The sequence below is a fragment of the Nonomuraea sp. GTA35 genome (genome assembly GCF_041950525.1).
Taxonomy (GTDB): domain Bacteria; phylum Actinomycetota; class Actinomycetes; order Streptosporangiales; family Streptosporangiaceae; genus Nonomuraea.
The window spans coordinates 885,927-911,379 of record NZ_JBGNUV010000002.1 but is presented as its reverse complement, the minus strand read 5'-3'; the positions used below and the strand labels follow the sequence as shown (position 1 = coordinate 911,379).

Here is a 25,453-nt window from a genome sequence, read left to right as displayed (position 1 = left end):
ACCTCGCCCCAACCGTAGGCGGCCCAGCCGCGCCGGCACGTCAGCCTGCGGGCGGATCCCGGGTCAGCCTGGCGGGTGATGACCCCGGGCCGCCCTCCTGCGGGCGCGGAAGCGGCGTACCCGCCGCAGCAGCCACCACGCGCCCACCGCGAGCACCAGCAACGCGACGATCACCAGCGCGGGCAGGAACACCGCGATCAGGCTCATCCCGAACGACCCGGCGTCCTCGACCGTGCTGACGACCGGCGCGCCGACGCCCGCCGTGCCCGCGTTGATCACCGGACGGGCGGCGGCCTTGATCGCGTGCACGGCCAGCGCCAGCACGATGCCCAGCAGCCACCCCACCCAGGGGCGCTCGGTCATCCAGGTCGAGTTCTCCAGCTCGGCGGCGGCGCTCGTGGCGGAGAAGACCACGCCGCCCGAGGCCGGGCGCACCACGGTCTGGATGGCGTCGTTGACGCTGTCGACGGCGGGCACCTTGTCGAGCACCATCTCGGCCACCAGCAGCACCGCGAGGATGGCGAGCACGCCCCAGTTCGACAGCCAGGAGTAGCCGTCGGGCAGCCGCACGGCGTCGGTGACGTTCGCGAGCACCCCCACGACCAGGAGCGGGATGTACGCGTTCAGCCCGGCGGCCGTGGAGAGCCCCAGACCGGTCAAAGCGGCCAGCATGCCCCTAGTCTGCCCGCGCCGCCTCGTCCATGAGGCCCGTCAGGCCGGGATCGGTGAACTCGGCCACCGCCCGCTCGTACTTCTCCATGCCCCACGACCAGAAGTCGAAGTCGATGGCCTCGTTGGCGCCGTCCTGGATGGAGGCCCACAACGTCCAGCCGTACTTGGACATGAGGCCCAGCAGGCGCGCCCGGGCGACCTTGTTGCGCAGGTGGCGGCCGTAGTAGGCGGTGACGAGCTGCTCCAGGTGCCCGAGCGGCAGGGCGGACTCGCTCCAGATGTTGCCGAGCTCGAAGCAGGGGTCGTTGTTGCCCGCGTACTCGTAGTCGATCAGCCAGAGGCGCTCGCCGTCGTCCAGGATGTTGCCGGGCAGCAGGTCGTTGTTGCACGGAACCGTTCCCTCGTCCCTGACAGCGAGACATTTCCGGATCTGGGTGACGGCGGGCAGGAAGTCGAGATAGCGGGGCGGCAGCCGGAAGCCGCGCTCGCGGACGATCTCCAGGTAGCGCCGCTGCACCTCGAACATGTCGAAGTCGCGCACGAACCGCGGTCCGGCGTGCAGCCGCCGGCACGCCTCGGCCACGCGCGGCAGGTTCGCCGGGTCGTGCAGGTCGGCCTCCGTGAACGTGCGGCAGCCCGGCAGGAACCCCACCACCAGCACCCCGAGCTCCGGCAGGTAGTCGTGCACCGGCGCGCCGACCCCCGCACGCGCCGCCGCGATCGAGTTGGCGTGCTCGGCGTCCCTGTCGATGGCCAGCAGCGCGCCGTCGCTGGCCCACACGCGCACCACGTACGCGCCGGACGGCGTCGTGATCTTGTAGTTGTGGTTGGTGAGCCCGCCGGGCAGCTCCTCCACGGAGCGCGGCACGCCGGACAGCAGGGGGATGCGATCGAGGACCTCGGGCGCGGCCATGCTCGATGCTAGCCCCGCCGTCCCGAACGGTCTAGACCTTTAAGGGCGTGCCGGTTAGCCTCGCGACCATGAGCGACTCGGCCCGCATCGTGATCATCGGTGGCGGGGTGGGCGGCGCGTCCGTCGCCTACCACCTCACCCAACTCGGCGAACGCGACGTCGTCCTGCTGGAGCGGGACGAGCTCACCAGCGGCTCCACCTTCCACTCCGCCGGGCTCGTCGGGCAACTGCGCGCCGACCCCACGCTGACCCGGATGAACCAGTACTCCGTCGAGCTCTACCGCACCCTCGACGCCGGCTGGACCGAGTGCGGCGGCATCAAGCTCGCCTCCACGCCCGAGCGGATGGCGGAGATCCGCCGCCAGATCGGCTGGGCGCGCACGTTCGGGCTGCCGCTGGAGGAGATCTCCGTGGCCGAGGCCGTGGAGCTGTTCCCGCTCATGGACCCGGAGGGCGTGGTCGGGGCGGCGTACCTGCCGACCGACGGGCAGATCGACCCCTCCCAGCTCTGCTACGCCCTGGCCACCCGGGCCCGCGAGGGCGGCGTCACCGTGCGCACCCGCACCCGCGTGCTCGGGATCACCGTCGAGCGGGGCCGCGTCACGGGCGTGCGCACCGACCAGGGCGACATCGCCTGCGAGATCGTGGTCAACTGCGGCGGCATGTTCGCCGCCGAGATCGGCCGCATGGCCGGGGTGCGGGTCCCGATCGTGCCCATGTCGCACCAGTACGTCGTCAGCGACGCCTTCCACGACCACACCGGGCTGCCCACGCTGCGCGACCCCGACCTGCTCATCTACTACCGCCAGGAGGTCCAGGGCCTGGTCATGGGCGGGTACGAGCGCCAGTGCGCGCCCTGGACGGCCGGCCGGAACGCCTACGACGCGGTGCCGGGCGACTTCAACGGCCGCCTCCTGCCGGAGGACTGGCCGAGGTTCGAGGAGATCTCGGACAACTCCCGGATCCGCGTGCCCGCCATGGCCGACGTCGGCATCCGCAAGCTGATCAACGGGCCCGAGGCGTTCACCCCCGACAACGAGTTCTGCCTGGGCGAGACCGAGGCCGCCGGGTTCTTCGTCGCGGCCGGCTTCTGCGCGCACGGCATCGCGGGCGCGGGCGGCATCGGCAAGGTGATGGCCGAGTGGATCGTCGAGGGCGAGCCCGGCATGGACCTGTGGCACATGGACGTGCGCCGCTTCGGCCGCCACTACCGCTCGCCGTCGTACACGATCAAGCGGGCGGTCGAGAACTACGAGACGTACTACGACATCCGCTACCCCGGTCACGAGCGGTCGGCGGGCCGGCCGCTGCGGGTCTCGCCCGCCTACGGCTGGCACGCCGCCCACGGGGCCGTCTTCGGCGAGAAGTCCGGGTGGGAACGGGTCAACTACTACGCGGGCAACGCCCTTCCCGGGGAGGAGGAGCGGCCCCACGGGTGGGCCGGGCGGCTGTGGTCGTCCGCGATCGGAGCCGAGCACCGGGCCACGCGCACGGCCGCCGGGCTGTTCGACGAGAGCTCGTTCGCCAAGATCGAGGTCACCGGGCCCGACGCCGCCACGCTGCTGGAATGGGTGTGCGACAACCGGGTCGCCCGGCACGTGGGCGCCGTCACGTACACGCAGGCGCTCAACCGGCGCGGCGGCATCGAGTGCGACTTCACCGTCACCCGGCGCGGCGAGGAGGAGTTCCTCGTCGTCACCGGCACCGCGTTCGGCTCGCACGACATGGGCTGGCTGCGCAAGCAGGCGGCGCTCACGGGGTCGAGGGCCAGGATCGCGGACGTGACCGGCCAGTACGCGTGCTTCGCGCTGTGGGGGCCGCGGGCCCGCGACGTGCTCGGCGGGCTGACCCCCGACCCGCTGGACTTCCCCTTCATGTCCGCGCGCGAGCTCACCGTGGGGGACGTGCCGGTGCTGGCGCTGCGGGTGACGTTCGTGGGGGAGCACGGGTGGGAGCTGTACTGCTCCAGCGAGTACGGGCTCGGGCTCTGGCAGACGCTGTGGCGGGCGGGGGAACCGTACGGGCTGGTGGCCGGGGGGTACCGGGCCATCGACAGCCTGCGGCTGGAGAAGGGGTACCGGGTGTGGGGGGCCGACATCGGGCCCGAGACGACGCCGTACGAGGCGGGGCTGGGGTTCTGCGTCAGGAACGACAAGGACTTCCTCGGCAGGGACGCCCTCGACCCCGCGCCCGCGCGGCGGCTGCGCTGCCTGACGCTGGGCGATCCGCGCGCCGTCGCGCTCGGCAACGAGCCGGTGCGCGTGGACGGGCGGGTCGAGGCCCGGGTGACCTCCGGCGGGTACGGGTACACCGCGCGGGAGTCGATCGCCTACGCCTACCTGGGGGCGGAGCCGGGGACGCCGGTCGAGGTCGAGATCGAGGGGCGGTGGGTGCCGGGGGTGGTGGTCAAGGGCCCGCTGGTGCCGTGACACTGGGGTGTCGTGACGCGGCGGCGGTTCAGGCGGTCTCCGTGACGCCGCTGCGTACCGAGATGCGGACGCGGTCGGGGCGGAACAGGTCGAGCGCGTACTCCACCGGCGTGCCGCCCGCCGCGTAGGCGGTGCGCTCGATCCGCATCAGCGGCGTGCCCGGCGCGATGCCCAGTTCGGCGGCCTCGGCCGGCTGGGCGATCACCGGGTCGAGGTGCTCGACCGCGGTGCGCGGCTCCAGGCCGTACCGGGTGGCCAGCAGCGCGTACAGGGAGCCGGTGAGGTCGTGGTCGAGCAGGCCGGGCAGGGCGGGGAAGTACGAGCGTTCCAGCGCCACCGGCGACCGTCCCGCCGAGCGCACCCGCGCCACCTCGTGCACCGGCGAGCCGGTCGCGAGGCCCAGCGCCCTGGCCGCGGTGGCGGGCGCGGGCACCGTCGCGGCCCGCAGGATCCGCGCCTCGGCCCGCAGGTGGGCGCGGCGCATCTGCTCCGTGAACCCGGCCAGCCCGGTCAGGTCGCAGTCGATGCGCGGCTCGGGGCGCGGCTCGGCGACGAACGCGCCGCCCGACCTGCCCGGCACGCGCAGCAGTACGCCGTCGCGCTCCAGCGAGGCCAGCGCCTGCCTCAGCGTCATCCTGCTCACGCCGAGCCGCCCGGCCAGCGCCCGCTCACCGGGCAGCCGGTCACCCGGCGCCAGCTCTCCGGCGGCGATCGAGGCCAGGAGCCAGCGCTCGATCTGCACGTGCGCGGGGACGCCGGTGCCGCGTTCCAGCTCAGGCGGAGTCCCGACCACAGGCGCAGGTTACCTTCTGGCAAAGAACGGGCAAACGCCCGTGTCTCACTCCGCAGACAGGCGGCGCAGCCGCTCGACCGCCTCGCCGAACTCGCTGATCATGTCGTAGACCACGTCCCTGGCCGGTCTCACCTGGTCGAGCTGGCCCACGACCTGCCCCACGAAGTAGTTGACCAGCTCCACCGCCCCCGGCTCGCCCTTCTCGGCCGCCGCCCCGATGCGCGCCATCGCGCCCTCGGCGAGCAGCATCTGCAGCGGCATCCCCAGAGCGCCCGGGCTCTCCTGGCCCGAGTCCCACTCCTCGGTCCAGGCGGACCTGAGCTGGCGGGCCGGCTTCCCCGTACGGGACCGGGACCGGACCGTGTCCAGCGACGACGCCGCCAGGAACTTGGCCTTGACCGCCGGGGCCGTCTCGGCCTCCTCGGTCGTCAGCCACACCGAGCCGCACCACACGCCCTCGGCCCCGAGCGCCATGGCCGCCGCCATCTGCCGCCCCGAGGCGATCCCGCCCGCCGCCAGCACCGGGACCGGCGCGACCGCGTCCACGACCTGCGGCACCAGCACCATCGTGGAGACGTCGCCGGTGTGCCCGCCCGCCTCCGTGCCCTGCGCCACGACGAGGTCCGCGCCCGCGGCCACCTGCCTGCGGGCGTGCTCCACCGTGCCCACCAGCGCGGCCACCGGCACCCCCGCCTCCCTGGCCCTGGAGACCATCTCGGGCGGCGGCGGCCCCAGGGCGCTGGCGATCAGCCCGATGCGGTGCTTGAGCGCCACATCGATCAGGCCCGTCGCCCCGGCGGCCGTCACCCGCCTGCCGAACTCGTCGGCCACCGCCGTCATGGGCTGGCCGGGGGCGCTGACGCCGTACTTGGCCAGGAGGTGGGTGACGAAGTCCCGGTGGCGGTCGGGGACGGCCTCCAGCAGGTGCGTGCGGCGGTCGAGCGCGGAGGCGTCGATCTTGCCGGGGACGAGCACGTCCACGCCGTACGGGCGGCCGCCCACCCGTTCGTCCAGCCAGGTCAGCTCCGTGTCGAGCTGCTCGGGCGAGTACGCGACCGCGCCCAGCACCCCGAAACCGCCCGCGTTCGTGACGGCGGCCACCACGTCGCGGCAGTGGCTGAAGGCGAACAGCGGGAACTCGATGCCCAAGCGCTCACAGATGGCGGTCCGCATGCAACGACGCTAACTGTCAGAACCTTGTTCGGTCCAGGGGTGGCGTCCAGGTGGCGGCTCAGGGCATGACGTCCAGCGTGATCGGCGTGTGCCAGCCCAGCTCCGGCGTGTAGCCGCGCACGCGCCTGGCGGGCACCCCCGCCACCACGCTGTGGTCGGGGAACTCGCCGCGCACCACCGCGCCGCCCGCCACCACGCAGTGCCGCCCCAGCGTGGTGCCCGGCAGGATGATCGCGCCGGTTCCCAGCCAGGAGCCCGAGCCGATGGAGACCGGGCTGTTGCGCGGCCACTGGCGCCCGATCGGGATGTCGGGATCGTCGTAGACGTGGTTCTGGTCCGTGATGTAGACGTACGGGCCGGTGAAGACGTCGTCGCCGATCTCGACCGACTGGTGGGCGACGATGTGCGAGCCGCGGCCGATCGAGCAGCTCCCGCCGATCCGCAGGATCGCGTCCGGGCCGAGATCCCGATCGGGGACCATGCCGCACGAGATCGACACCCGTTCACCGATGAGCGTGTGGTCGCCGATCTCGATCCACTGCTCGCCGAAGATCGCGCCGGGCGGGAACGCGATGCTGACCCCGTCGCCGAGCCGGCGGAACCGGTAACCGGCGGGACTCTCGGCAGAGATCGCGCCGGCGTGGCGGATCGCCGCGTAGGTACGGTGAATCAACGCGCCCAAGGCCCGCCGAACTACTGACATAGGCACCAAAGTTACCGCTAGGTCATGCCGTTCGGGCATGTGAGGGGCGTTGTTTGATATCCTGAGAGCCCGTGGACACTTCGACCACACCTCGAGCCACGGGAGCCCCTTTGCGCAGCGCATCGCAAACCAAGCATCTGTTCGTCACCGGCGGTGTCGCCTCCAGTCTCGGCAAGGGGCTCACGGCATCCAGCCTCGGTCGCCTGCTCAAAGGGCGCGGTCTCAGGGTCACCATGCAGAAGCTCGACCCTTACCTCAACGTCGACCCCGGCACCATGAACCCGTTCCAGCACGGCGAGGTGTTCGTCACCGACGACGGTGCCGAGACCGACCTCGACGTCGGCCACTACGAACGGTTCCTCGACACCCACCTGCACGGCTCGGCCAACGTGACCACCGGCCAGGTGTACTCCAACGTCATCGCCAAGGAGCGGCGGGGCGAGTACCTGGGCGACACCGTCCAGGTCATCCCGCACATCACCAACGAGATCAAGGACCGGATCCGCGGAATGGCCGGCCCTGACGTGGACGTCGTCATCACCGAGGTCGGCGGCACGGTCGGCGACATCGAGTCGCTGCCGTTCCTGGAGGCCGTGCGGCAGATCAGGCACGAGGTCGGGCGCGACAACGTGTTCTTCCTGCACGTGTCGCTGCTGCCGTACATCGGCCCGTCCGGCGAGCTGAAGACCAAGCCCACCCAGCACAGCGTGTCGGCGCTGCGCAGCATCGGCATCCAGCCCGACGCGATCGTGCTGCGCTCCGACCGGCCCGTGCAGACGGCGATCAAGCGCAAGATCAGCCTGATGTGCGACGTCGACGAGGACGCCGTCGTCTCCGCCGTGGACGCCGCCTCCATCTACGACATCCCCAAGGTGCTGCACTCCGAGGGCCTCGACGCGTACGTCGTGCGCCGCCTCGGCCTGCCCTTCCGCGACGTCGACTGGAAGGAGTGGGAGCAGCTCCTGCGCCGCGTGCACCGGCCGGCCAAGGAGGTCACGATCGCGCTCGTCGGCAAGTACATCGACCTGCCCGACGCGTACCTGTCGGTCACCGAGGCGCTGCGCGCCGGCGGGTTCGCCAACGACGCCCGGGTCAACATCCGTTGGGTCAAGAGCGACGACTGCGAGACGCCCGAGGGCGCCGAGCGCGAGCTCGACGGCGTGGACGGCGTGCTCATCCCCGGCGGCTTCGGCGTACGCGGCATCGAGGGCAAGATCGGCGCCATCCGCCACGCCCGCGAGAACAAGATCCCGCTGCTCGGCATCTGCCTCGGCATGCAGGGCATGGTCATCGAGGCCGCGCGCCACATGGCCGGCATCGAGGACGCCAACTCCGCCGAGTTCGACCCCGACACCAAGCACCCGGTCATCTCCACCATGGCCGACCAGGAGGACGTCGTCGCCGGCGAGCGCGACATGGGCGGCACCATGCGCCTGGGCAGCTACACCGCCAAGCTCGGCGAGGGCACCCTGGCCAGGCAGCTCTACGGCGGCAAGGCCAAGGCAGACGAGCGTCACCGCCACCGCTACGAGGTCAACAACGCCTACCGCGAGCAGCTCGAGCAGGTCGGCCTGGTCTTCTCCGGCCTGTCGCCCGACGGCCGCCTGGTCGAGTACACCGAGCTGCCGACCGACGTGCACCCCTTCTTCATCGGCACCCAGGCCCACCCCGAGTTCCGCTCCCGGCCCACCCGGGCCAACCCGATGTTCAAGGGCCTCATCAACGCCGCCCTGGTCTACGCCGACAGCCGCGTCGGTGCCAAGGTGGGCCCATGAGGGTCGAAGACACGCCCGAGGCGTGGGACGTCGTCGAATCCCGGCACCGGTTCAAGGGTCACGTGATCGACGTCGTCACCGACAGCGTCAAGATGCCCCGCGACGAGGTGGCCGACCGCGACTACGTCGTCCACCCGGGAGCCGTCGCCGTGCTCGCCCTCGACGAGCGCGACCGCGTCCTGATGATCAGGCAGTACCGCCATCCGACGCGGCACCTCATGTGGGAGCTGCCCGCCGGGATCCGCGACGTGGCAGGCGAACCGCTCGTCACCACCGCCGCCCGCGAGCTCGCCGAGGAGGCCGGCTACCGGGCCGACACCTGGTACACGCTCGTCGACCTGCGCTCCTCGCCGGGCATGACCGACGAGCGCGTACGGGTGTTCCTCGCGCGCGGCCTGAGCAAGATCCCCGACGAGGAGAACGGCTTCGAACACCGGCACGAGGAAATCGACATGCCGGTCGAATGGGTCCCTCTGGCCGACGCGGTCGAGAAGGCGCTCATGGGAATGATCCACAATTCCTCGACCGTGGCCGGTATCCTCGCCGCATATGCGGCTTCGGTCGAGGGGCATGCCCTGCTTCGCCCGGCCGACGCCCCGGAGGCGTGACGGAAGGACCAGTTCGTGGAGGCGGTGCTCTCCAGCTACCTCGCCCATCTGGCCGTGGAACGCGGCCTGGCCGCCAACACGCTCGCGTCCTACCGTCGTGACCTGCGCCGATACTTCGAGCACCTCCAGGCGCGCGGGCGCCTGGAGCTCGGCGAGGTGGGGGAGGCCGACGTGCTGGCCTTCCTCGCCGCGCTGCGCGAGGGCGACGGGGAGCACCCCGCCCTGGTCGCCAGCTCCGCCGCCCGCGCCGTCTCCGCCGTGCGCGGGCTGCACCGGTTCGCCCTGCGCGAAGGCGTCACGGCGCACGACCCCGCCCACCAGGTACGCCCGCCGCGCCAGCTCCGCCGGCTGCCCAAGGCCATCGGCGTGGACGAGGTCGAGCGCCTCATCGCCGCCTCCGGCCCCGACGGCGCACCCCTCACACTGCGCAACCGCGCCCTGCTGGAGGTCCTGTACGGCACCGGTGCCCGCATCTCCGAGGCCGTCGGCCTGGCCGTGGACGACCTGGAGGACGACCAGGTGCGCCTGCACGGCAAGGGCGGCCGCACCCGCGTCGTGCCCCTGGGGAGATACGCCCGGTCGGCGCTGGACGCCTACCTCGTACGGGCCAGGCCCGGGCTGCTCGCCCACGGGCGCGGCACCCCCGCGGTCTTCCTCAACGCCCGCGGCGGCCGCCTGACCAGGCAAGGAGCCTGGGAAGTGCTCCAGGCCGCCGCCGAACGCGCTGGACTCGACGGGATAAGCCCCCACGTACTCCGGCATTCCTTCGCAACCCACCTGATAGACGGCGGCGCGGACGTTAGGGTGGTACAGGAGTTGCTCGGCCATGCCTCTGTGACGACCACCCAGGTCTACACCCTGGTCACGGTCGACAAACTCCGCGAGGTCTACGCCGCAGCGCATCCGCGTGCCCGGCAGTGATCTATAGTCTTTTGGGACGTGCGCCGGCCCACGGCGTGCCGCCTTGCCGCGTTAAGTGGTGACGCCATAGTGTCCGTCCGGACGGTCCGGTTCGGGATCGTCAGGGAGGTTCGAGCTGGTGACTGTGACGACCAAGGGTTCGACCCCGGGGACCCCCGACAACCCCTGGGGCGACACGAAGACCAACGCGCCTTCCAACGGCGTCAATCTCGGGCCGACGCAGCGGCCCCGGCCGGTGTTCCCGGAGCCGGTGCCGCCGGCGGTGCACGGCCCCGCGCGCGTGGTCGCGATGGTCAACCAGAAGGGTGGCGTCGGCAAGACCACCACCACCATCAACCTGGGCGCCGCGCTCGTCGAGTACGGCCTCAAGGTGCTGCTGGTCGACTTCGACCCGCAGGGCGCCCTGTCCGTCGGCCTGGGCATCAACCCGCTCCAGCTCGACCTGACCGTCTACAACCTGCTCATGGAGCGCGGCGTCACCGCGGAGGAGGTGCTGCTGCAGACCGGCGTCGAGGGCCTCGACCTGCTGCCCAGCAACATCGACCTGTCCGCCGCGGAAGTGCAGCTCGTCACCGAGGTCGCCCGCGAGCAGGTGCTCGGCCGCGTCATCAAGCCGCTGCTGCCGCACTACGACGTGTGCCTCATCGACTGCCAGCCGTCACTCGGCCTGCTCACGATCAACGCCCTCACCTGCGCCCACGGCGTGATGGTGCCGCTGGAGTGCGAGTTCTTCGCCCTGCGCGGCGTCGCCCTGCTCATGGACACCATCTCCAAGGTCCAGGAGCGGCTCAACGAGGAGCTCGAGATCGAGGGCCTGCTGGCCACCATGTACGACGCCCGCACCCTGCACGGGCGCGAGGTGCTGGCCCGGGTCGTGGAGGCGTTCGGCGACAAGGTCTTCCACACGGTGATCAACCGCACGGTGCGCTTCCCCGACGCGACGGTGGCCGGTGAGCCGATCACCACCTTCGACCCGTCGTCCCTCGGCGCGAACGCTTACCGTGAGCTGGCCCGCGAGGTGCTCTCGCGCTGGCCGGCGCCTGCCACAATGGCCAGGTGACCACCGAGCAGCCGCCGCCCCAGGGTTTCCAGGTCCACCTGGACGTCTTCGAGGGTCCGTTCGACCTGCTCCTCGGCCTCATCGCCAAGCACAAGCTCGACATCACCGAGGTCTCGCTCTCCAAGGTCACCGACGAGTTCATCGCCTACATCCGCTCCCGCGGCCCCGAGTGGGACCTCGACCAGACCAGCCACTTCCTGCTGGTCGCGGCCACCCTGCTCGACCTCAAGGCGGCCCGCCTGCTGCCCACCGGCGAGGTGGAGGACGAGGAGGACCTGGCGCTGCTGGAGGCCAGGGACCTGCTGTTCGCGCGGCTGCTGCAGTACAAGGCGTACAAGGAGGTGGCCAAGGTCTTCGCCGGGCGGATGGCGGAGGAGGCGCTGCGCTTCCCCCGCACCGTGACGATGGAGGAGCAGTTCGCCACCCTGCTGCCCGAGCTGATCCTCGGCATCGGGCCCGAGCAGCTCGCCCGCATCGCCGCCAAGGCCTTCACCCCCAAGCTGCCGCCCACCGTCAACCTGGGGCACGTCTACCAGCCGCTGGCCAGCGTCAAGGAGCAGGCGGCGATCCTCGTCATGCACCTGCGCCGGCTCCGGCGCGCCACCTTCCGCGCGCTGGTGGCCGACTGCGACGGCACCATCGAGGTCATCGCACGTTTCCTGGCCGTGCTGGAGCTCTTCCGGGAGTCGGCGGTGACGTTCGAGCAGATCGAGCCGCTGGGCGACCTGCACGTGACGTGGACGGGCTCCGACGAGGGGGACGTCGCGGTGGGCGACGACTACGAGGAATCCGCGGAGAAACCATCCCATGACTGACGACAACCCGCTGCCCAACCCCCGCCGCTCCCCGGACTCGGAGCCGCCCCTGCCCGCCTGGATGACCCTCCCGGGCTCCCTCGCCCAGCCGGGCGCGCCCGAGGTGGAAGCCGAGGCCGCCGCACCGCCGGCCCCGGCGGAGGCGGAGACGGGCCACCGGGACGCTGCGCCGGAGGGCCCGGTGCCTGCGGGCGCCGCGCCGCAGTGGCCCGCGGACGAGGCGCTCCGCGATGCCGCCGGTGGTTCCGATGCGGGGCTGGAGAGCGCCGGGTCGGCGGGGCGTGGCGCGGAGGAGCTCGGCGCGACCGGCGCGACCGGCGCGTCCGAGGAGGCGGGCGCGGCGGAGGCCGAGCGGGCCGACGCGTCGCGTGCGGTCGATGACGCTCCCGCCGAGGGGGCGGCCGAGGCCGCGGTGCTGCTCGGTGAGCAGGCGCAGGAGGCCGGTGAGCCCGAGGCGCTGAGGGCCGGCGAGCGTGAGGCTGGTGAGCCCGAGGCGCAGGAGGCCGCTGAGCCGGACGACTCCGCGGGTGAGGCCGGGCCGGGGCTCGGGAGTGAGGCGGGGCCGACGCTGGAGGCGGCGTTGGAGGCTATCCTGCTTGTGGTTGACGAGCCCGTCGCCGAGGTGACCCTCGCCCAGGTGCTGGAGCGGCCCACGCACGAGGTGAGCGCCGCGCTGCGCGGACTGGCGGCGGAATACACCGCGGCCGGGCGGGGTTTTGACTTGAGAGAAGTCGCGGGCGGCTGGCGGTTCTACACGCGAGCCGACTGCGCGCCAATGGTCGAGCGGTTCGTACGCGACGGCCAGCAGACGCGGCTGACCCAGGCCGCGCTGGAGACACTCGCGGTCGTGGCCTACCGGCAGCCGGTGAGCCGTGCCCGCGTCGCCGCGGTGCGCGGTGTCAACAGCGACGGCGTCATGCGGACGCTCGTCGCCAGGGGGCTGGTCGAGGAGGCCGGCACCGACCCGGAGAGCCAGGCAGTGCTCTACCGGACAAGCTCATACTTCCTTGAACGTCTGGGACTGCGGGACCTGAGCGAGCTCCCCGAGCTCGCGCCCTTCCTCCCGGACGACGTGGAAAATCTCGAGGAGACGACAAAGTGATCAACAGGCGTAGCACCCCGTCCGGTGATGGACGCGGTCGTGGACGTGCGGGCGGCTCCGGCCGTGGTGGGCGTCCCGCCTTCCGCTCCGACGACACCCGTGGCGGCACCCGTGGCGGTTTCCGCCGCGACGACGATTCCCGCGGCGGCGGCCCCCGCCGCGAGAGTGGCTTCCGCGATGACGCTCGCCGCAGCGACTCCCTGCGCGCCGACCGGGGCGGTACCCGCGCCCGGTACGGAGGCAGGCGCGACGGCGAGAACGAGGGCCGTCCCGGCCGCGACGAGCGGTTCGGCCGCGAAGAGCGGCCCGGTCGTGAGGACCGGTTCGGTCGCGATGACCGGTTCGGTGGCCGCGGCGACCGCGACGATCGATTCCGCAGCCGGGGTGACCGTCCTGGTGGCGACCGGTTCGCCGGCCGGGGTGACCGTCCTGCCGGTGGCGACCGGTTCGCCGGCCGCGGCGACCGCGACGACCGGTTCCGCAGCCGGGGTGAGCGCGAGGATCGCTTCGGTGGCCGGGGTGACCGTCCTGCCGGTGGTGACCGGTTCGCCGGCCGTGGTGACCGTCCTGCCGGTGGCGACCGGTTCGCCGGCCGTGGTGAGCGTCCCGTCCGCGACGAGCGCTACGGGCGTGGTGAGCGTTACGAGCGCACCCCCCGTCGCGACGAGCGGAGCGGCGGCTACCGCCCCGAGGGCCGTGACGACCGGCGCGACGACCGCCGTGATGACCGCCGTGATGACCGGCGCGATGACCGGCGCGATGACCGGCGTGACGACCGGCGTGACGTCCGGGCCGGGCGGAGCGGGCGTCGCGACGAAGCCCCCAGGGCGGCGGCGAGCTCGACCCGCTCCCGCTACGGCAGGCGCGACGGCGACGAGCGGCAGGGCGGTGCCGGCGACCGCCGCGCACCCCGTACGCCGCGCCGCGACGACGTCCAGACCATCGGCGCGGGCGGCAGGCGCGGCGGCGGCTCGCCGAGCTACGGCAGCCCGCAGCACGACCGGGTGAAGGCCGCGCGGCAGCCCATCCGCGACCGCGACCTCTACCCCGAGGGCTACACCGACGAGCGCGACACCACCGAGGTTCCGGGCGGCGTGCGGCTGCAGAAGGTGCTCGCCCAGGCGGGCGTGGCCAGCCGCAGGGCCTGCGAGGAGATGATCGGCGACGGCCGCGTCACCGTGAACGGCCAGGTCGTACGGAGGTTCGGCGCCAAGGTCGACCCCGCGGCGCAGGTCATCCACGTGGACGGCAAGCGCATCCCGACCGCGCCCGACCTGGTCTACTACGCGCTGAACAAGCCCATCGGCGTCGTCTCCACGATGGACGACCCGCAGGGCCGCCCGTGCCTGGCCGACTACGTCGAGGAGCTGGCGCCGCGCCTGTTCCACGTGGGCCGGCTCGACACCGAGACCGAGGGCCTGCTGCTGCTCACCAACGACGGCGAGCTGGCCAACAGGCTGACGCACCCCAGCTACGGCGTGCAGAAGAAGTACTGGGCCAAGGTGCCGGGGCCGATCCCGCGCGACCTGGGGCGCCGCCTCAAGCAGGGCATCGAGCTGGAGGACGGCATCGCCAGGGCCGACGCGTTCTCGATCGTGCAGGAGCACGGCCAGCAGGCGCTGGTCGAGGTCGTGCTGCACGAGGGACGCAAGCACGTCGTGCGGCGGATGCTGGAGGAGGCCGGTCACCGCGTGATCGACCTGGCCAGGATCGAGTTCGGCCCGGTGAAGCTGGGCAGGACCAAGCCGGGCACCGTCAGGGCGCTGAGCCTGAAGGAAGTCGGCGAGCTGTACGCGGCCGTGAAGCTGTAATCTGGCCGGACGAAGGAGCCCGTGCGAACCTCCGCACGGGCTTCGCGGCTATGGAAGGGGACGAACCACATGGTGCGGGCGATCCGTGGGGCGATCCAGGTGGACGCCAACGACCGCGACTCGGTCATCTCCGGGACGACCGACCTGGTCAGCGCGATCATGGAGCGTAACCGCCTGACCCCGGACGACGTGATCAGCGTGTTGTTCACGGCCACACCCGACCTGACGGCCGAGTTCCCGGCGCTCGCGGCGCGCAAGCTGGGCTTCCACGAGGTGCCGCTGATCTGCTGCACCGAGATCGACGTGCCGGGCGCGCTGCCCCGCGTCGTACGGCTCATGGCCCACGTGGAGACCGACCGCCCGCGCTCGGAGATCCAGCACGTCTATCTGCGCGGCGCGGTGGCGCTGCGCCAGGACATCGCCCAGTAGCCCGCACCCGTAGCACCCCGTCAGGCGCGCGGCAAGCCGGCCGCGCGACACCACCAGCCCGTACGACCCGATAAATCAGGACATCGAGATGGATCTTCGTACCGTGCTCGTCGTCGGCACCGGCCTCATCGGCACCTCCGCGGCGCTGGCGCTGCGCAAGCGCGGGGTGCGGGTGCTGCTCGCCGACCGCGACCCGGGCGCCGTACGGCTGGCCCGGGAACTCGGCGCGGGCGAGGAGTGGCAGCCGATGAAGGGCGGGCAGGCCACGGCGCAGGCGTCCGAGCGGGTGGACCTGGCGATCATCGCGGTGCCTCCGGCGTACGTGGCGACCGAGCTGCTGGAACTGCAGCGCATCGAAGCGGCCCGGTTCTACACCGACGTCGCCAGCGTCAAGGCCGAGCCCATCCACCGGGCCGCGCAGCTCGGCTGCGACCTGGCCACCTACGTCGCCTCCCACCCGCTGGCCGGCCGCGAGAAGTCCGGGCCGGGCGCGGCCAGGGACGACCTGTTCCTCGGGCGGCCGTGGGCGCTGTGCCCGACCGAGGAGGCCGACCCCGAGGCGAAGGCGGCGGTGCTGCGGCTGATCGAGCTGTGCGGCGCCAACGCGGTCGAGGTCAGCGCGATCGACCACGACCGCGCGGTCGCCGTGGTCTCCCACGCGCCGCATGTGGCCGCCTCCGCCGTGGCCGCCCGCCTGGCCGACGCCACCGACGTCGCGCTGGGGCTGGCCGGGCAGGGCGTACGCGACGTCACGCGGATCGCGGGCAGCGACCCGGGGCTGTGGCTGGGCATCCTGTCCGGCAACGCGTCCCCGGTCGCCGAGGTGCTGGAGGCCGTGGCCAACGACCTGGCCGACGCCGCGAGCGCGCTGCGCGCCCTGGCCGAGGGCGACGGCACCGCCACCAACGAGATCACCCAGTTGCTCAAGCGCGGTGTGGCCGGCCACGACCGCATCCCCGGCAAGCACGGCGGCCCGGCCTCCTCCTACGCCGTCGTCCAGGTCGTGATCGGCGACCGTCCCGGCCAGCTCGCCCGGCTGTTCCAGGTGTGCGACGAGGTCGGCGTCAACGTCGAGGACGTGCGCCTGGAGCACGCCCCCGGCCTGCCCCTGGGCATCGCCGAGCTGTCGGTGGAGCCCGACGCGGCCGGCACGCTCGCCGAGGCCCTGCACGAGCGCGGCTGGCAGGTTCCTTAGGAACTTCTCCGCGCCGATGTCACATCCGCGCCTCCTCGATCCGTCTGCAAGCACGAATCGAGGAGGCAAGGAAGATGACCGACATCCTGGTACTCGGCGGAGGCTACACCGGCGTCGCGGCGGCCATCAGGGTCGCGCGCAGGACCCGCTCCACGGGCGCGCGCGTCACGCTGGTGAACGCGTCCCCCAGGTTCACCGAGCGGCTGCGCCTGCACCAGACGGCGGCGGGTGAGCGGCTGGCCGACCACTCGCTGACCGGCGTGCTGGCGGGCAGCGGCGTCGAGTTCGTGCTGGGGCGGGTGGCCGCGATCGATCCGGTACGGCGGCAGGTACGGCTCGACGCCGGCCGCACCCTCGGCTACGACAAGCTGATCTACGCGCTCGGCACGGTGACCGACGCGGCCGTCCCCGGCGTCGCCGAGCACGCCCACGTCTACGACGACCACGCGGGCGCCCTGCGCCTCTCGCGGCACCTGGACACCCTCACCCGCGGCACGGTGGTCGTCGCCGGCGGCGGGCTGACCGGCGTCGAGTCGGCCGCCGAGCTGGCCGAGGCCCGCCCGCACCTGCGCGTCGTCCTGCTGACCAGGGGGCGGCCCGGCTCGATGATGGGCCGGGGCGCGCGGGCGTACCTGGACGGGGTGCTGGAGCGGCTCGGCGTCGAGGTGCGCGCGGGCGCGGACATCACCAAGGTGCTGCCCGACGGCGTCGAGCTGGGCGACGGCGAGCTGATCCACTCCGACGCCACGCTCTGGACGACCGGCACCAGGGGGCTCCCGCTGGCCGCCGAGTCGGGCCTGAGCGTGGACGAGCGCGGCCGGATCGTGGTGGACGAGGTGCTGCGCTCGGTCTCCCACCCGGACGTGTACGCCGTCGGCGACGCCGCCGCGATCACCCAGAAGTTCGGCGTCATGCACGGCACCTGCCAGGGCGGCATCCCCACGGGTCTGGGCGCGGCCGACTCGCTGGCCGCCACGCTGCGCGGCAAGACGCCCCCGGCCTTCAAGTTCGGGTACGTGCACCAGCCCGTCAGCCTCGGCAGGCGGGACGCCGTCATCCAGTTCACCCGCCCGGACGACACCCCGCGCCGGTGGTACCTGACCGGCCGCGCGGCCATCGCCTACAAGGAGACGGTCAGCAGCAGCCCGATCACCCTGTTCAAGCTGCTCAAGCGCGACCTGGTGCCGGTCTGGACGTTCGGGCTGACGGCCGGGCTCTCGTGAGCGGGCGCGGACGCGCGGGGGGGGGGGCCGTGCACGGCCCCGCCCACCGCACCCCCACGAATCAGCGTCTGGTGACCGCCTCACTGACCGCGTTCGGGCCGTCGTACTGGCGGTCGGGCATGTTCTGCAGCGCCTGGACGATGTCGTCGCCCGCGTTGTGCTCGCGGGCGGCCTTGACCAGGTCGTCCTTGCTGGCGGGGTAGTCCACCCCGCTCAGGTGCTTCTGCAGGTCGATCGGGTTCGGTGCAGTGCTCATGCCTGCCTGCTGCCCCGCGTTCACGAGACGTAACGGCGGGCCCGCGAGTTCTCCTGGGACGCCTCCAGGCTCGCCAGCCGGGCCTCCACCCGCGGTGGCACGCGCCGCCGCTCGGCCAGCACCCACGGCAGCCCGCGCAGGGCGTCCAGGGCCGCCAGCGCCGAGACGCGGTCGCGCGGCACCGTCCTGGCCAGGTGCGCGGTACGCCGCAGCGCCGCGCGCAACGGCCGCCGCAGCCACGTGAACCAGAGTGTGTTACGCAGCCCCACCCGCCTCCTGCCGTGCGCGTCCCGCTGCGCCGAGGCCTGGTGGTGGACCGTCAGCTCCTCCAGGTAACACAGCTCCCAGCCCGCCGTGGCCAGGTCCACGGCCAGCAGCTCCTCCTCGCCGCCCAGCCACAGCCGCCGCGAGAAGCCGCCGCATTCGAGGAAGGCCTCCCGCCGCAGCACCGACGCCCCCGCCAGGAAGCTGCCCAGCGCGGGGCCGGGCAGCCAGTCAGGGCCCTGGACGGGGGAGTCGCGCAGCTCGGCGACGATCGGGTCGTCGCGCCCGCCGGGCTCCGCCAGGATGCGCGCCGTCACGACGGCCAGGCGGGGATGGGCGTCCAGCACGTCGGCGGCCCGCTCCAGCGAGCCGGGGGCCCACCAGGTGTCGTCGTCGGCGAAGGCCACGTACGGCGTGCGCAGCCGCTCCACCCCCACGTTGCGGCCCACGGCGCCCAGGTTCTCGTCCAGGGCGACCACGTCCACCTCGGGATAGGCCCGGGCCACCGCCTGCGCGGTGCCGTCGGCCGAGCCGTTGTCCACCAGCACCACCTGGGGCCGCTCAGGCAGCGCGAGCAGGCGGCCCAGCGCGGTGAGCGCCTCCTCGCGCCGGTTCCAGGTGATCACGACGGCGCCCACGCGCGGGTCAGCCATCGGCCCGCTCCAGCGTGCGCCGGGCCCGCTCCACGGAGACCGGCAGCCCGCGCCGCTCCGCCAGCGCCCGGGGCAGCCTGCGCACCGCCGTACGCAGCCCCTCACGGCCCGCCGAGCCGCCGCGCAGCGCCTCGAACGAGCGCCTGGCCACCACCCGCCACGGGCGGCGCAGCACGGCCGTCAGCACGGCGTTGCGCGCGGCCAGCACCTGCCTGCCGCGCGGGTCCCTGGCCGGCGAGGGGTGGTGGTGCGCCACCACGTCGTCCACGTACGCCAGCCCCCATCCCTTCGCGGCCAGGTCCATGGCCAGCCGCTCCTCCTCGCCGAAGAAGAAGATCACGTCGTCGAACCCTCCCGCATCGAGGTAAGCCTCCTTGCGGACCACCGCCCCGCACGCCAGGAACCCCAGCACGCTCGGCCCCGGCAGGTCCGGCTCGACGCCGAGCGGGGAGTCGCGCATCTGCTCCGACACCGTGTCCAGCCGCTCCTCCGGGCCCACCAGCACGCGCGCGCCCAGGACCGCGAGCCGCGGGTAGGCGTCCAGCACGTCGGCGGCCCGCTCCAGCGCGCCCGGCGCCCACCAGGAGTCGTCGTCGGCGAAGGCGACGTAGGGCGTCTCGGCCATCTGGACGCCGATGTTGCGGGCGGGGGCGCCCAGGTTCCTGCCCGCCTCGACCACGTGGACGTCGGGGAAGTGGCGCCGGACGAACGTGGCGGTGCCGTCGGTGGAGCCGTTGTCCACGAGGATCACCGGGCGCGGGTGCAGGGGGAGCGAGCGGGTCAGCGCCCGCAGCCTGTCCTTGCTCGCCACGACCACCGTGACGCGGGCTCCGTTCTTCACACGGTGTCACTTACCGGAGTGGACGGCCTTACTCCTCCTCCGGGCCCGTTGACGGGTCTCCGGGTGAGGCGTATAGAGGAGGTAACAGTGTTACCGGGAAGAAACGGCGTTACCGACCATGACGGTTTCCGCGTACCAGCAGGCCCAGCGGGAGGGGCAGAGCGTCGTCAGGGCGGCCGTCCTCGACGCGGCCAAGCGGCTGCTCGTCACCGACGGGCCGGCCGCGCTCACCGTGCGGCGGATCTCCGGCGAGGTGGGCTGCTCGACCAAGGTGATCTACACGATCTTCGGCGGGAAGGACGGGCTCGGCGAGGCGCTCTGGCTGGAGGGGTTCGCGCGGTTCGAGCGGGCGCTGCTGGCGGTGCCGCCGCACGACGATCCGCTCGAACTGCTGCACCGGGGGCTCATGGCCTACCGGGAGTACGCGCTGGGCGAGCCCGACTACTACCGGGTCATGTTCCTGGGCGCGCTGCCGGGCCTGAAGCCGCGGCCCGAGGCGGTGCGGGCGGCCAGGCGCACGTTCGAGCTCCTGGTGCGCGAGGTGGCCGACTGCCTGGAGGCCGGGGTGCTGCGCGGGGCCGAGGCCGCGGAGATCGCCGACGTGTTGTGGATGGCCGTCCACGGCGCCGTGAGCCTGGAGATCCTGGGCCATTTCGACCGGGACGTGGCCGCGCGGCGTTACCGCCTTCTCTGCGCCTCGGTGCTGACGCCGTTCCTGGTTCCCGACGACGAAAGGGGCACCCCATGACCACTCCGTTCAAGGACGGATTCGCCCCGGTGAGCGAGGAGATCACCGCGTTCGACCTCGACGTCACCGGCCGCATCCCGGCCGAGCTCAACGGCCGCTACCTGCGTAACGGCCCCAACCCGCTCAGCCTCGACGACCCCAGCGCCGGCCACCTGTTCTTCGGCGAGGGCATGGTGCACGGCGTGCGGCTGCGCGACGGCCGCGCCGAGTGGTACCGCAACCGGTGGGTCCGCAGCGCGCGCGTGGCCGAGCGGCTCGGCGAGGAGGCCAGGCCGGGGCCCGTGCACGCCGGCCTCGACTTCTCGGCCAACACCCACGTCATCGGGCTCGGCGGGCGCACGTTCGCCACCGTGGAGGCGGGGGCGCTGCCGTACGAGCTGGGGTACGAGCTCGACACCATCGGCGCGTGCGACTTCGACGGCGGGCTGCCGGGCGGGTTCGCCGCGCACACCCACCTCGACCCGGTCACCGGCGAGCTGCACGCGCTGGCGTACTTCTTCGGCTGGGACCACCACCAGCACCTCGTGCTCGACCCCAAGGGCGTGGTCCAGCGGGTCACGGACATCCCGGTCGCCGACAAGCCGATGGTGCACGACTTCGCGCTCACCGAGCGGTTCGTGGTGATCTACGACCTGCCCGTCACGTTCAGCATGGCCCACGCGGAGCGGGGCGACCGGCTGCCGTACGCGTGGAACGACGACCACCCCGCGCGCATCGGGCTCATGTCGCGCGAGAGCGGCGACCTGCGCTGGGTGGACGCGCCGCCGTGCTGGGTCTTCCACACGCTCAACGCCTACGACGACGGCGGCGAGGTGGTCGTGGACGTGGTCAGCTACCCCAGGGGGTTCGTGGACGCGCGGCTCGACCGGGGCGGCCGGCCCACGCTCGACCGGTGGCGGATCGACCTCGCCACCGGCCGGGTCGGGCAAACTCGGCTCGACGACCGCCCCCAGGAGTTCCCGCGCATCGACGAGCGCCGCACCGGCCGGCCCCACCGCTACGGCTACACCGCCGCCACCCGCGAGCTGGTCGACGTGGTGGGCGGCGAGCTGGAGGACCTGCCGGACGACGCGTTCGACAACACGCTCATCAAGCACGACCTGCGGCGGGGCACGCAGGAGTCGCGGCGGCTCGGGCGCGGCGCGTACGCGGGCGAGCCCGTCTTCGTCGCCGCGGGCGAGGCCGAGGACGACGGTTACGTGCTGTCGTTCGTCAACGACCCGTCCCGGGGCGCCGCGGACCTGGTGATCCTTTCCGCGCAGGACTTCACCGGCGAGCCGGTCGCCACCGTGCACCTGCCCGCCCGGGTGCCGCTCGGCTTCCACGGGAGCTGGATCGCCGACTGACCCGGAGGCGGTAGCCTCTTCAAGTTGGACCAAACACGTGAAGAGGGAGAGGCCGTGACCGGTCTGGTCGTCGCCATGGACGGCCCTTCGGGGTCGGGTAAGTCGAGCGTGTCGCGCGGAGCCGCCCGCGCGCTTGGCCTGCGTTACCTCGACACCGGGGCGATGTACCGCGCGATGACCTGGTGGATGCTCCAGCAGGGCGTCGACCTGGCCGACCCCGCCGCCGTCGCGGCCCGCTGCGGCGAGCCCGCCATCGTCTCCGGCACCGACCCCGGCGGCCCCGCCATCCACGTCGACGGCGTCGACGTGGCGGAGCCGATCAGGCAGGCCGACGTCACCGGCGCGGTCTCGGCCGTCGCCGCCGTGCCCGAGGTGCGCGTGCGGCTCGTCGCGCTGCAGCGGGAGATCATCGGTGCCGGTGACATCGTGGTCGAGGGCCGCGACATCGGCTCGGTCGTCTGGCCCCAGGCCGCCGTCAAGATCTACCTGACGGCCAGCGCGGAGGCCCGCGCCCGCAGGCGCAGCGCCGAGGTCGCCGGCTCCACGGTGGAGGCGCAGCAGGAGGCCCTGGCCAGGCGTGACACCCTGGACTCAACACGTAAGACGGACCCGCTCTCGATGGCGGCTGGCGCCATCGAGCTCGACACCACCACGCTGACCTTGGACGAGGTCATCGCGGAGGTGCTGAGACTGGTCAAGGAGCGCACCTGAACCGTTCAGGTGCGGTACTCACCTTAAGGACGAAAAATCATGTCAACGGGGGATTGGGTCGAGGCTGACCTCGACGAGCTGGAGATCGACGAGCAGGAGCACCACAGCGCGCCGCTGCCGGTCGTCGCCATCGTCGGACGGCCGAACGTCGGCAAGTCCACGCTGGTCAACCGCATCATCGGCCGCCGCGAGGCGGTCGTCGAGGACGTGCCGGGCGTCACCCGCGACCGCGTCACCTACGACGCCAACTGGCGCGGCCGCCGCTTCACCGTGGTCGACACCGGCGGCTGGGACCCTGACGCCACGGGCATGAACCTGCGCATCGCCGAGCAGGCCCAGGTCGCGGTCGAGCTGGCCGACGTCATCGTGTTCGTCGTGGACGCCACCGTGGGCGCGACCGACGCCGACGAGATCGTGGGCTCCGTGCTGCGTCAGTCCGGCAAACCGGTCATCCTGGCCGCCAACAAGGTCGACAACCAGCAGCTCGAGCTGGAGGCCGCCGCGCTGTGGTCGCTCGGGCTCGGCGAGCCGTACCCTGTCTCGGCCCTGCACGGCCGATCCAGCGGCGACCTGCTCGACGTGATGCTCGACGCGCTGCCCGAGACGCCCCAGGTCACGTTCGGCACCGAGCGCGGGCCCGCCCGCGTCGCGCTGCTCGGCAAGCCCAACGTCGGCAAGTCCTCCCTGCTCAACAAGCTGGCCGGGGAGGAGCGGGTGCTGGTCGACCCCATGGCGGGCACCACCCGCGACCCCGTGGACGAGCTGATCGAGCTCGGCGGGCGCACCTGGCGCTTCGTCGACACCGCCGGCATCCGGCGGCGCGACCGCGAGCTGCAGGGCGCCGACTTCTACGCCGCCATGCGCACCCGCGCGGCGCTGGAGCGCACGGAGGTGGCGATCGTGCTCATCGACGCCAGCGAGCCGCTCACCGAGCAGGACCTGCGCATCATCGGCCTGGTCATCGAGTCCGGGCGGGCCATGGTGGTGGCCTTCAACAAGTGGGACCTGGTCGACGAGGACCGGCGCTACTACCTGGAGAAGGAGATCGACCGGCAGCTCGTCCGCACCCCGTGGGCGCTGCGGGTCAACATCTCCGCCAAGACCGGCAGGCACGTCGACCGGCTCGTCCCGGCCCTGGAGAAGGCGCTCGACTCCTGGTCCACGCGGGTGCCGACGGCCCGGCTCAACGCGTTCCTGACCGAGCTGGTGCAGCAGACCCCGCCGCCGGTGCGGGGCGGCAAGCAGCCGAAGATCCTCTTCGCCACGCAGGCGTCCGTCGAGCCGCCCAAGTTCGTGCTGTTCACCTCCGGATGGCTGGAGGACACCTACCGGCGCTTCATCGAGCGGCGCATCCGCGAGGAGTTCGGCTTCGCCGGGTCGCCGATCGAGGTGACGATGAAGATCCGCGAGAAGCGCGCCAAGAAGGACAAGTAATCGTTTTGCCGCCGGTCCCGCGTTGATCGTAGGATCGGCGGTAACGCGTTGACGGAGACGAGTAGCCAGCGGCCCCGCACGGGCCGAGAGAGCCGCCGGTAGCTGCGAAGGCGGCACCGTGCCCCGCTGGTGAAGACACTCCCGAGTGCGGGGAGGAAATGCCCCGCCGGCCTGACCCCCGTCATCGGGTCGTCGAGGCCGTCCCCGTCGCGGGGCGGCGAAAGTGCGGTGGCACCGAGAGTTCCCTTCTCTCCCGCACTCCCAAGGGGTCATGCACTTCCTCGACAGGAGCTGTGATGATCTCTCGTGTCATGTCGGCGGAGCTCGCTGAGCACGCCGGCCAACGAGTGACGATCGCCGGTTGGGTCCATCGCCGCCGGCAACTCAAATCCGTGTCCTTCCTCGTCGTCAGGGACCGTACCGGGCTGGCGCAGGTGGTCGCCGCCGGCGACCTGCCGCCCGAGGAGAGCGTCGTGCGGGTCACCGGCACCGTCGTCGCCGGCGAGCAGGCGCCGGGCGGCTACGAGCTGGTCTCGCCCGAGGTGGACGTGCTCGCGCAGCCGTGCGCGGCGCCGCCGTTCGACCTGTACCGGCCCGTCGTCGGGGCGGCGCTGCCGACCGTGCTCGACCACGCGCCGGTCGCGCTGCGGCACCCGCTGCTGCGGGCCGGGCTGGAGATCTCGGCGGCGAGCGTGGCCGGCTTCCGCGAGACGCTCGACCGGCTCGGCTTCACCGAGATCCACACACCCAAGATCGTCGGCTCGGCCACCGAGTCAGGCGCGAACGTCTTCGGCATCGACTACTTCGGGCGGCCCGCCTACCTCGCCCAGTCGCCCCAGTTCTACAAGCAGGCGATGGTCGGGGTGTTCGAGCGGGTCTACGAGGTGGGGCCCGTCTTCCGCGCCGAGCCGCACGACACCGTACGGCACCTGGCCCAGTACACCAGCCTGGACGCCGAGCTGGGCTTCGTCCGCGACCATCGGGACGTGATGGCGGTGCTGCGGGAGACCGTGGCGGGCATGCTGGAGTCGGTACGCCTGCGTGCCGCCGCCGCACTCGACCTGCTGGATGTCGCCCTTCCCGCGGTGCCCGCCGAGATCCCCGCCATCCACTTCACCGAGGCGCAGCGGCTGACCTCCTCCGACGAGCCCGACCTGGCGCCCGCGCAGGAGCGGTGGCTGTCGCGGTGGGCGGAGCGGGAGCACGGGTCCGACTTCCTGTTCGTCACCGGGTTCCCGATGAGCAAGCGGCCGTTCTACACCCATCCCGACCCCGAACGGCCCGCCTACTCCAACGGGTTCGACCTGCTCTTCCGCGGGATGGAGCTGGTCACCGGCGGGCAGCGGCTGCACCGGTACGACGACTACGTGCGGGCGCTGGCCGGGCGGGGCGAGGGGACGGGGGCGTACGAAGGGTATCTGCAGGCCTTCCGGTACGGGATGCCGCCGCACGGCGGGTTCGCGCTGGGGCTGGAGCGGTGGACGGCGCGGCTGACGGGCGCGGCCAACGTCCGCCAGACCACCGCGTTCCCGCGCGACCTGCACCGGCTCTCGCCATGACCTCCGCGTGCCCGCCCCG

General features: G+C 72.6%; 24 protein-coding genes. 16 read left to right on the top strand and 8 right to left on the bottom strand.

The features are described 5' to 3' along the window. Positions 1 to 63: 63 nt before the first annotated feature. Together ACBJ32_RS10845 and ACBJ32_RS10840 are read right to left on the bottom strand one after the other, a co-directional pair. Complete coding sequence (locus ACBJ32_RS10845) at positions 64 to 672, bottom strand: DUF4126 domain-containing protein (RefSeq protein WP_375126603.1); 609 nt, start codon at positions 670 to 672, stop codon at positions 64 to 66. A gap of 4 nt (positions 673 to 676) precedes the next feature. Next, positions 677 to 1,585, bottom strand: a complete 909-nt coding sequence (locus ACBJ32_RS10840) for a phosphotransferase (protein WP_375126602.1) — start codon at positions 1,583 to 1,585, stop codon at positions 677 to 679. A gap of 68 nt (positions 1,586 to 1,653) precedes the next feature. Between ACBJ32_RS10840 and ACBJ32_RS10835 the strand changes: the two genes are divergently transcribed. Next, positions 1,654 to 4,014, top strand: coding sequence for an FAD-dependent oxidoreductase (locus ACBJ32_RS10835; RefSeq protein ID WP_375126601.1), 2,361 nt, complete (start codon positions 1,654 to 1,656; stop codon positions 4,012 to 4,014). Positions 4,015 to 4,042: 28 nt separating this feature from the next. Here the strand turns inward: ACBJ32_RS10835 and ACBJ32_RS10830 are convergent, their stop codons facing one another. Genes ACBJ32_RS10830 through ACBJ32_RS10820 form a run of 3 tightly spaced genes read right to left on the bottom strand, consistent with a single transcriptional unit; the run spans position 4,043 to position 6,683 of the window. Continuing rightward, positions 4,043 to 4,807: a GntR family transcriptional regulator gene (locus ACBJ32_RS10830; RefSeq protein ID WP_375126600.1), complete on the bottom strand. Its 765-nt coding sequence runs from the start codon at positions 4,805 to 4,807 to the stop codon at positions 4,043 to 4,045. Between the two features lie 45 nt (positions 4,808 to 4,852). Further along, positions 4,853 to 5,980, bottom strand: a complete 1,128-nt coding sequence (locus tag ACBJ32_RS10825) for an NAD(P)H-dependent flavin oxidoreductase (RefSeq protein ID WP_375126599.1) — start codon at positions 5,978 to 5,980, stop codon at positions 4,853 to 4,855. A gap of 58 nt (positions 5,981 to 6,038) precedes the next feature. Then, complete coding sequence (locus ACBJ32_RS10820; protein ID WP_357866189.1) at positions 6,039 to 6,683, bottom strand: DapH/DapD/GlmU-related protein; 645 nt, start codon at positions 6,681 to 6,683, stop codon at positions 6,039 to 6,041. 110 nt (positions 6,684 to 6,793) lie between these two features. Between ACBJ32_RS10820 and ACBJ32_RS10815 the strand changes: the two genes are divergently transcribed. The 10 genes from ACBJ32_RS10815 to ACBJ32_RS10770 all read left to right on the top strand — a co-directional run bounded on the left by ACBJ32_RS10815 (position 6,794) and on the right by ACBJ32_RS10770 (position 17,622). Then, a complete protein-coding gene (locus ACBJ32_RS10815; RefSeq protein WP_357866191.1) occupies positions 6,794 to 8,458 on the top strand; it encodes a CTP synthase in 1,665 nt (554 codons plus the stop codon). Next, positions 8,455 to 9,066: an NUDIX domain-containing protein gene (locus ACBJ32_RS10810; protein WP_375126598.1), complete on the top strand. Its 612-nt coding sequence runs from the start codon at positions 8,455 to 8,457 to the stop codon at positions 9,064 to 9,066. The genes ACBJ32_RS10815 and ACBJ32_RS10810 overlap by 4 nt, the downstream gene beginning before the upstream one ends. A gap of 15 nt (positions 9,067 to 9,081) precedes the next feature. After that, positions 9,082 to 9,987 carry a site-specific tyrosine recombinase XerD gene (locus ACBJ32_RS10805; RefSeq protein WP_253746716.1) on the top strand — a complete coding sequence of 302 codons (906 nt, stop codon included), beginning with the start codon at positions 9,082 to 9,084 and terminating at the stop codon, positions 9,985 to 9,987. 124 nt (positions 9,988 to 10,111) lie between these two features. Next, on the top strand, positions 10,112 to 11,047 hold the full coding sequence (locus ACBJ32_RS10800) for a ParA family protein (RefSeq protein ID WP_375126950.1): 936 nt from the start codon (positions 10,112 to 10,114) through the stop codon (positions 11,045 to 11,047). Then, positions 11,044 to 11,862 (top strand): segregation and condensation protein A, encoded by an 819-nt coding sequence (locus ACBJ32_RS10795; RefSeq protein WP_375126597.1) that lies wholly within the window; start codon positions 11,044 to 11,046, stop codon positions 11,860 to 11,862. The genes ACBJ32_RS10800 and ACBJ32_RS10795 overlap by 4 nt, the downstream gene beginning before the upstream one ends. A gap of 457 nt (positions 11,863 to 12,319) precedes the next feature. Further along, positions 12,320 to 12,964 (top strand): SMC-Scp complex subunit ScpB, encoded by a 645-nt coding sequence (gene scpB / locus ACBJ32_RS10790; RefSeq protein WP_375126949.1) that lies wholly within the window; start codon positions 12,320 to 12,322, stop codon positions 12,962 to 12,964. Beyond that, on the top strand, positions 12,961 to 14,775 hold the full coding sequence (locus ACBJ32_RS10785; protein WP_375126596.1) for a pseudouridine synthase: 1,815 nt from the start codon (positions 12,961 to 12,963) through the stop codon (positions 14,773 to 14,775). Before scpB ends, ACBJ32_RS10785 begins: the two co-directional genes overlap by 4 nt. A gap of 69 nt (positions 14,776 to 14,844) precedes the next feature. Next, positions 14,845 to 15,204 (top strand): chorismate mutase, encoded by a 360-nt coding sequence (gene aroH, locus ACBJ32_RS10780; RefSeq protein ID WP_375126595.1) that lies wholly within the window; start codon positions 14,845 to 14,847, stop codon positions 15,202 to 15,204. 88 nt (positions 15,205 to 15,292) lie between these two features. Continuing rightward, entirely contained in the window at positions 15,293 to 16,399 is a 1,107-nt protein-coding gene (locus ACBJ32_RS10775) for a prephenate dehydrogenase (RefSeq protein WP_357866201.1), read from the top strand. A 74-nt stretch (positions 16,400 to 16,473) separates the two neighbouring features. Next, positions 16,474 to 17,622, top strand: coding sequence for an NAD(P)/FAD-dependent oxidoreductase (locus ACBJ32_RS10770; RefSeq protein WP_375126594.1), 1,149 nt, complete (start codon positions 16,474 to 16,476; stop codon positions 17,620 to 17,622). A gap of 61 nt (positions 17,623 to 17,683) precedes the next feature. Here ACBJ32_RS10770 and ACBJ32_RS10765 read toward each other — a convergent pair whose 3' ends face one another. Genes ACBJ32_RS10765 through ACBJ32_RS10755 form a run of 3 tightly spaced genes read right to left on the bottom strand, consistent with a single transcriptional unit; the run spans position 17,684 to position 19,636 of the window. Further along, the gene (locus ACBJ32_RS10765) at positions 17,684 to 17,878 is read right to left on the bottom strand and encodes a DUF2795 domain-containing protein (protein ID WP_375126593.1); all 195 of its coding nucleotides are present in this window, start codon (positions 17,876 to 17,878) and stop codon (positions 17,684 to 17,686) included. A gap of 20 nt (positions 17,879 to 17,898) precedes the next feature. Further along, positions 17,899 to 18,795, bottom strand: coding sequence for a glycosyltransferase (locus tag ACBJ32_RS10760; protein WP_357866206.1), 897 nt, complete (start codon positions 18,793 to 18,795; stop codon positions 17,899 to 17,901). Next, a complete protein-coding gene (locus ACBJ32_RS10755; protein ID WP_375126592.1) occupies positions 18,788 to 19,636 on the bottom strand; it encodes a glycosyltransferase family 2 protein in 849 nt (282 codons plus the stop codon). The genes ACBJ32_RS10760 and ACBJ32_RS10755 overlap by 8 nt, the downstream gene beginning before the upstream one ends. Positions 19,637 to 19,754: 118 nt before the next feature. Between ACBJ32_RS10755 and ACBJ32_RS10750 the strand changes: the two genes are divergently transcribed. From ACBJ32_RS10750 to aspS, 5 genes are all read left to right on the top strand, one after another. Continuing rightward, complete coding sequence (locus ACBJ32_RS10750) at positions 19,755 to 20,384, top strand: TetR/AcrR family transcriptional regulator (RefSeq protein WP_375126591.1); 630 nt, start codon at positions 19,755 to 19,757, stop codon at positions 20,382 to 20,384. Continuing rightward, positions 20,381 to 21,730, top strand: coding sequence for a carotenoid oxygenase family protein (locus ACBJ32_RS10745; RefSeq protein ID WP_375126590.1), 1,350 nt, complete (start codon positions 20,381 to 20,383; stop codon positions 21,728 to 21,730). Before ACBJ32_RS10750 ends, ACBJ32_RS10745 begins: the two co-directional genes overlap by 4 nt. A gap of 54 nt (positions 21,731 to 21,784) precedes the next feature. Continuing rightward, positions 21,785 to 22,441, top strand: coding sequence for a (d)CMP kinase (gene cmk / locus ACBJ32_RS10740; RefSeq protein WP_357866212.1), 657 nt, complete (start codon positions 21,785 to 21,787; stop codon positions 22,439 to 22,441). 39 nt (positions 22,442 to 22,480) lie between these two features. Continuing rightward, the gene (der, locus tag ACBJ32_RS10735) at positions 22,481 to 23,875 is read left to right on the top strand and encodes a ribosome biogenesis GTPase Der (protein WP_357866214.1); all 1,395 of its coding nucleotides are present in this window, start codon (positions 22,481 to 22,483) and stop codon (positions 23,873 to 23,875) included. A 296-nt stretch (positions 23,876 to 24,171) separates the two neighbouring features. Next, positions 24,172 to 25,434 (top strand): aspartate--tRNA(Asn) ligase, encoded by a 1,263-nt coding sequence (aspS, locus tag ACBJ32_RS10730; protein ID WP_375126589.1) that lies wholly within the window; start codon positions 24,172 to 24,174, stop codon positions 25,432 to 25,434. Positions 25,435 to 25,453 lie beyond the last annotated feature (19 nt).

Coding starts and splice junctions, on each gene's coding strand:
- ACBJ32_RS10820 (WP_357866189.1), bottom strand. CDS start 6,683: ATGTCAGTAGTTCGGCGGGCCTTGGGCGCGTTGATTCACCGTACCTAC.
- ACBJ32_RS10770 (WP_375126594.1), top strand. CDS start 16,474: ATGACCGACATCCTGGTACTCGGCGGAGGCTACACCGGCGTCGCGGCG.
- ACBJ32_RS10765 (WP_375126593.1), bottom strand. CDS start 17,878: ATGAGCACTGCACCGAACCCGATCGACCTGCAGAAGCACCTGAGCGGG.
- ACBJ32_RS10745 (WP_375126590.1), top strand. CDS start 20,381: ATGACCACTCCGTTCAAGGACGGATTCGCCCCGGTGAGCGAGGAGATC.
- ACBJ32_RS10840 (WP_375126602.1), bottom strand. CDS start 1,585: ATGGCCGCGCCCGAGGTCCTCGATCGCATCCCCCTGCTGTCCGGCGTG.
- ACBJ32_RS10775 (WP_357866201.1), top strand. CDS start 15,293: ATGGATCTTCGTACCGTGCTCGTCGTCGGCACCGGCCTCATCGGCACC.
- ACBJ32_RS10845 (WP_375126603.1), bottom strand. CDS start 672: ATGCTGGCCGCTTTGACCGGTCTGGGGCTCTCCACGGCCGCCGGGCTG.
- aspS (WP_375126589.1), top strand. CDS start 24,172: ATGATCTCTCGTGTCATGTCGGCGGAGCTCGCTGAGCACGCCGGCCAA.
- der (WP_357866214.1), top strand. CDS start 22,481: ATGTCAACGGGGGATTGGGTCGAGGCTGACCTCGACGAGCTGGAGATC.
- ACBJ32_RS10825 (WP_375126599.1), bottom strand. CDS start 5,980: ATGCGGACCGCCATCTGTGAGCGCTTGGGCATCGAGTTCCCGCTGTTC.
- ACBJ32_RS10810 (WP_375126598.1), top strand. CDS start 8,455: ATGAGGGTCGAAGACACGCCCGAGGCGTGGGACGTCGTCGAATCCCGG.
- ACBJ32_RS10750 (WP_375126591.1), top strand. CDS start 19,755: ATGACGGTTTCCGCGTACCAGCAGGCCCAGCGGGAGGGGCAGAGCGTC.
- aroH (WP_375126595.1), top strand. CDS start 14,845: ATGGTGCGGGCGATCCGTGGGGCGATCCAGGTGGACGCCAACGACCGC.
- ACBJ32_RS10835 (WP_375126601.1), top strand. CDS start 1,654: ATGAGCGACTCGGCCCGCATCGTGATCATCGGTGGCGGGGTGGGCGGC.
- ACBJ32_RS10760 (WP_357866206.1), bottom strand. CDS start 18,795: ATGGCTGACCCGCGCGTGGGCGCCGTCGTGATCACCTGGAACCGGCGC.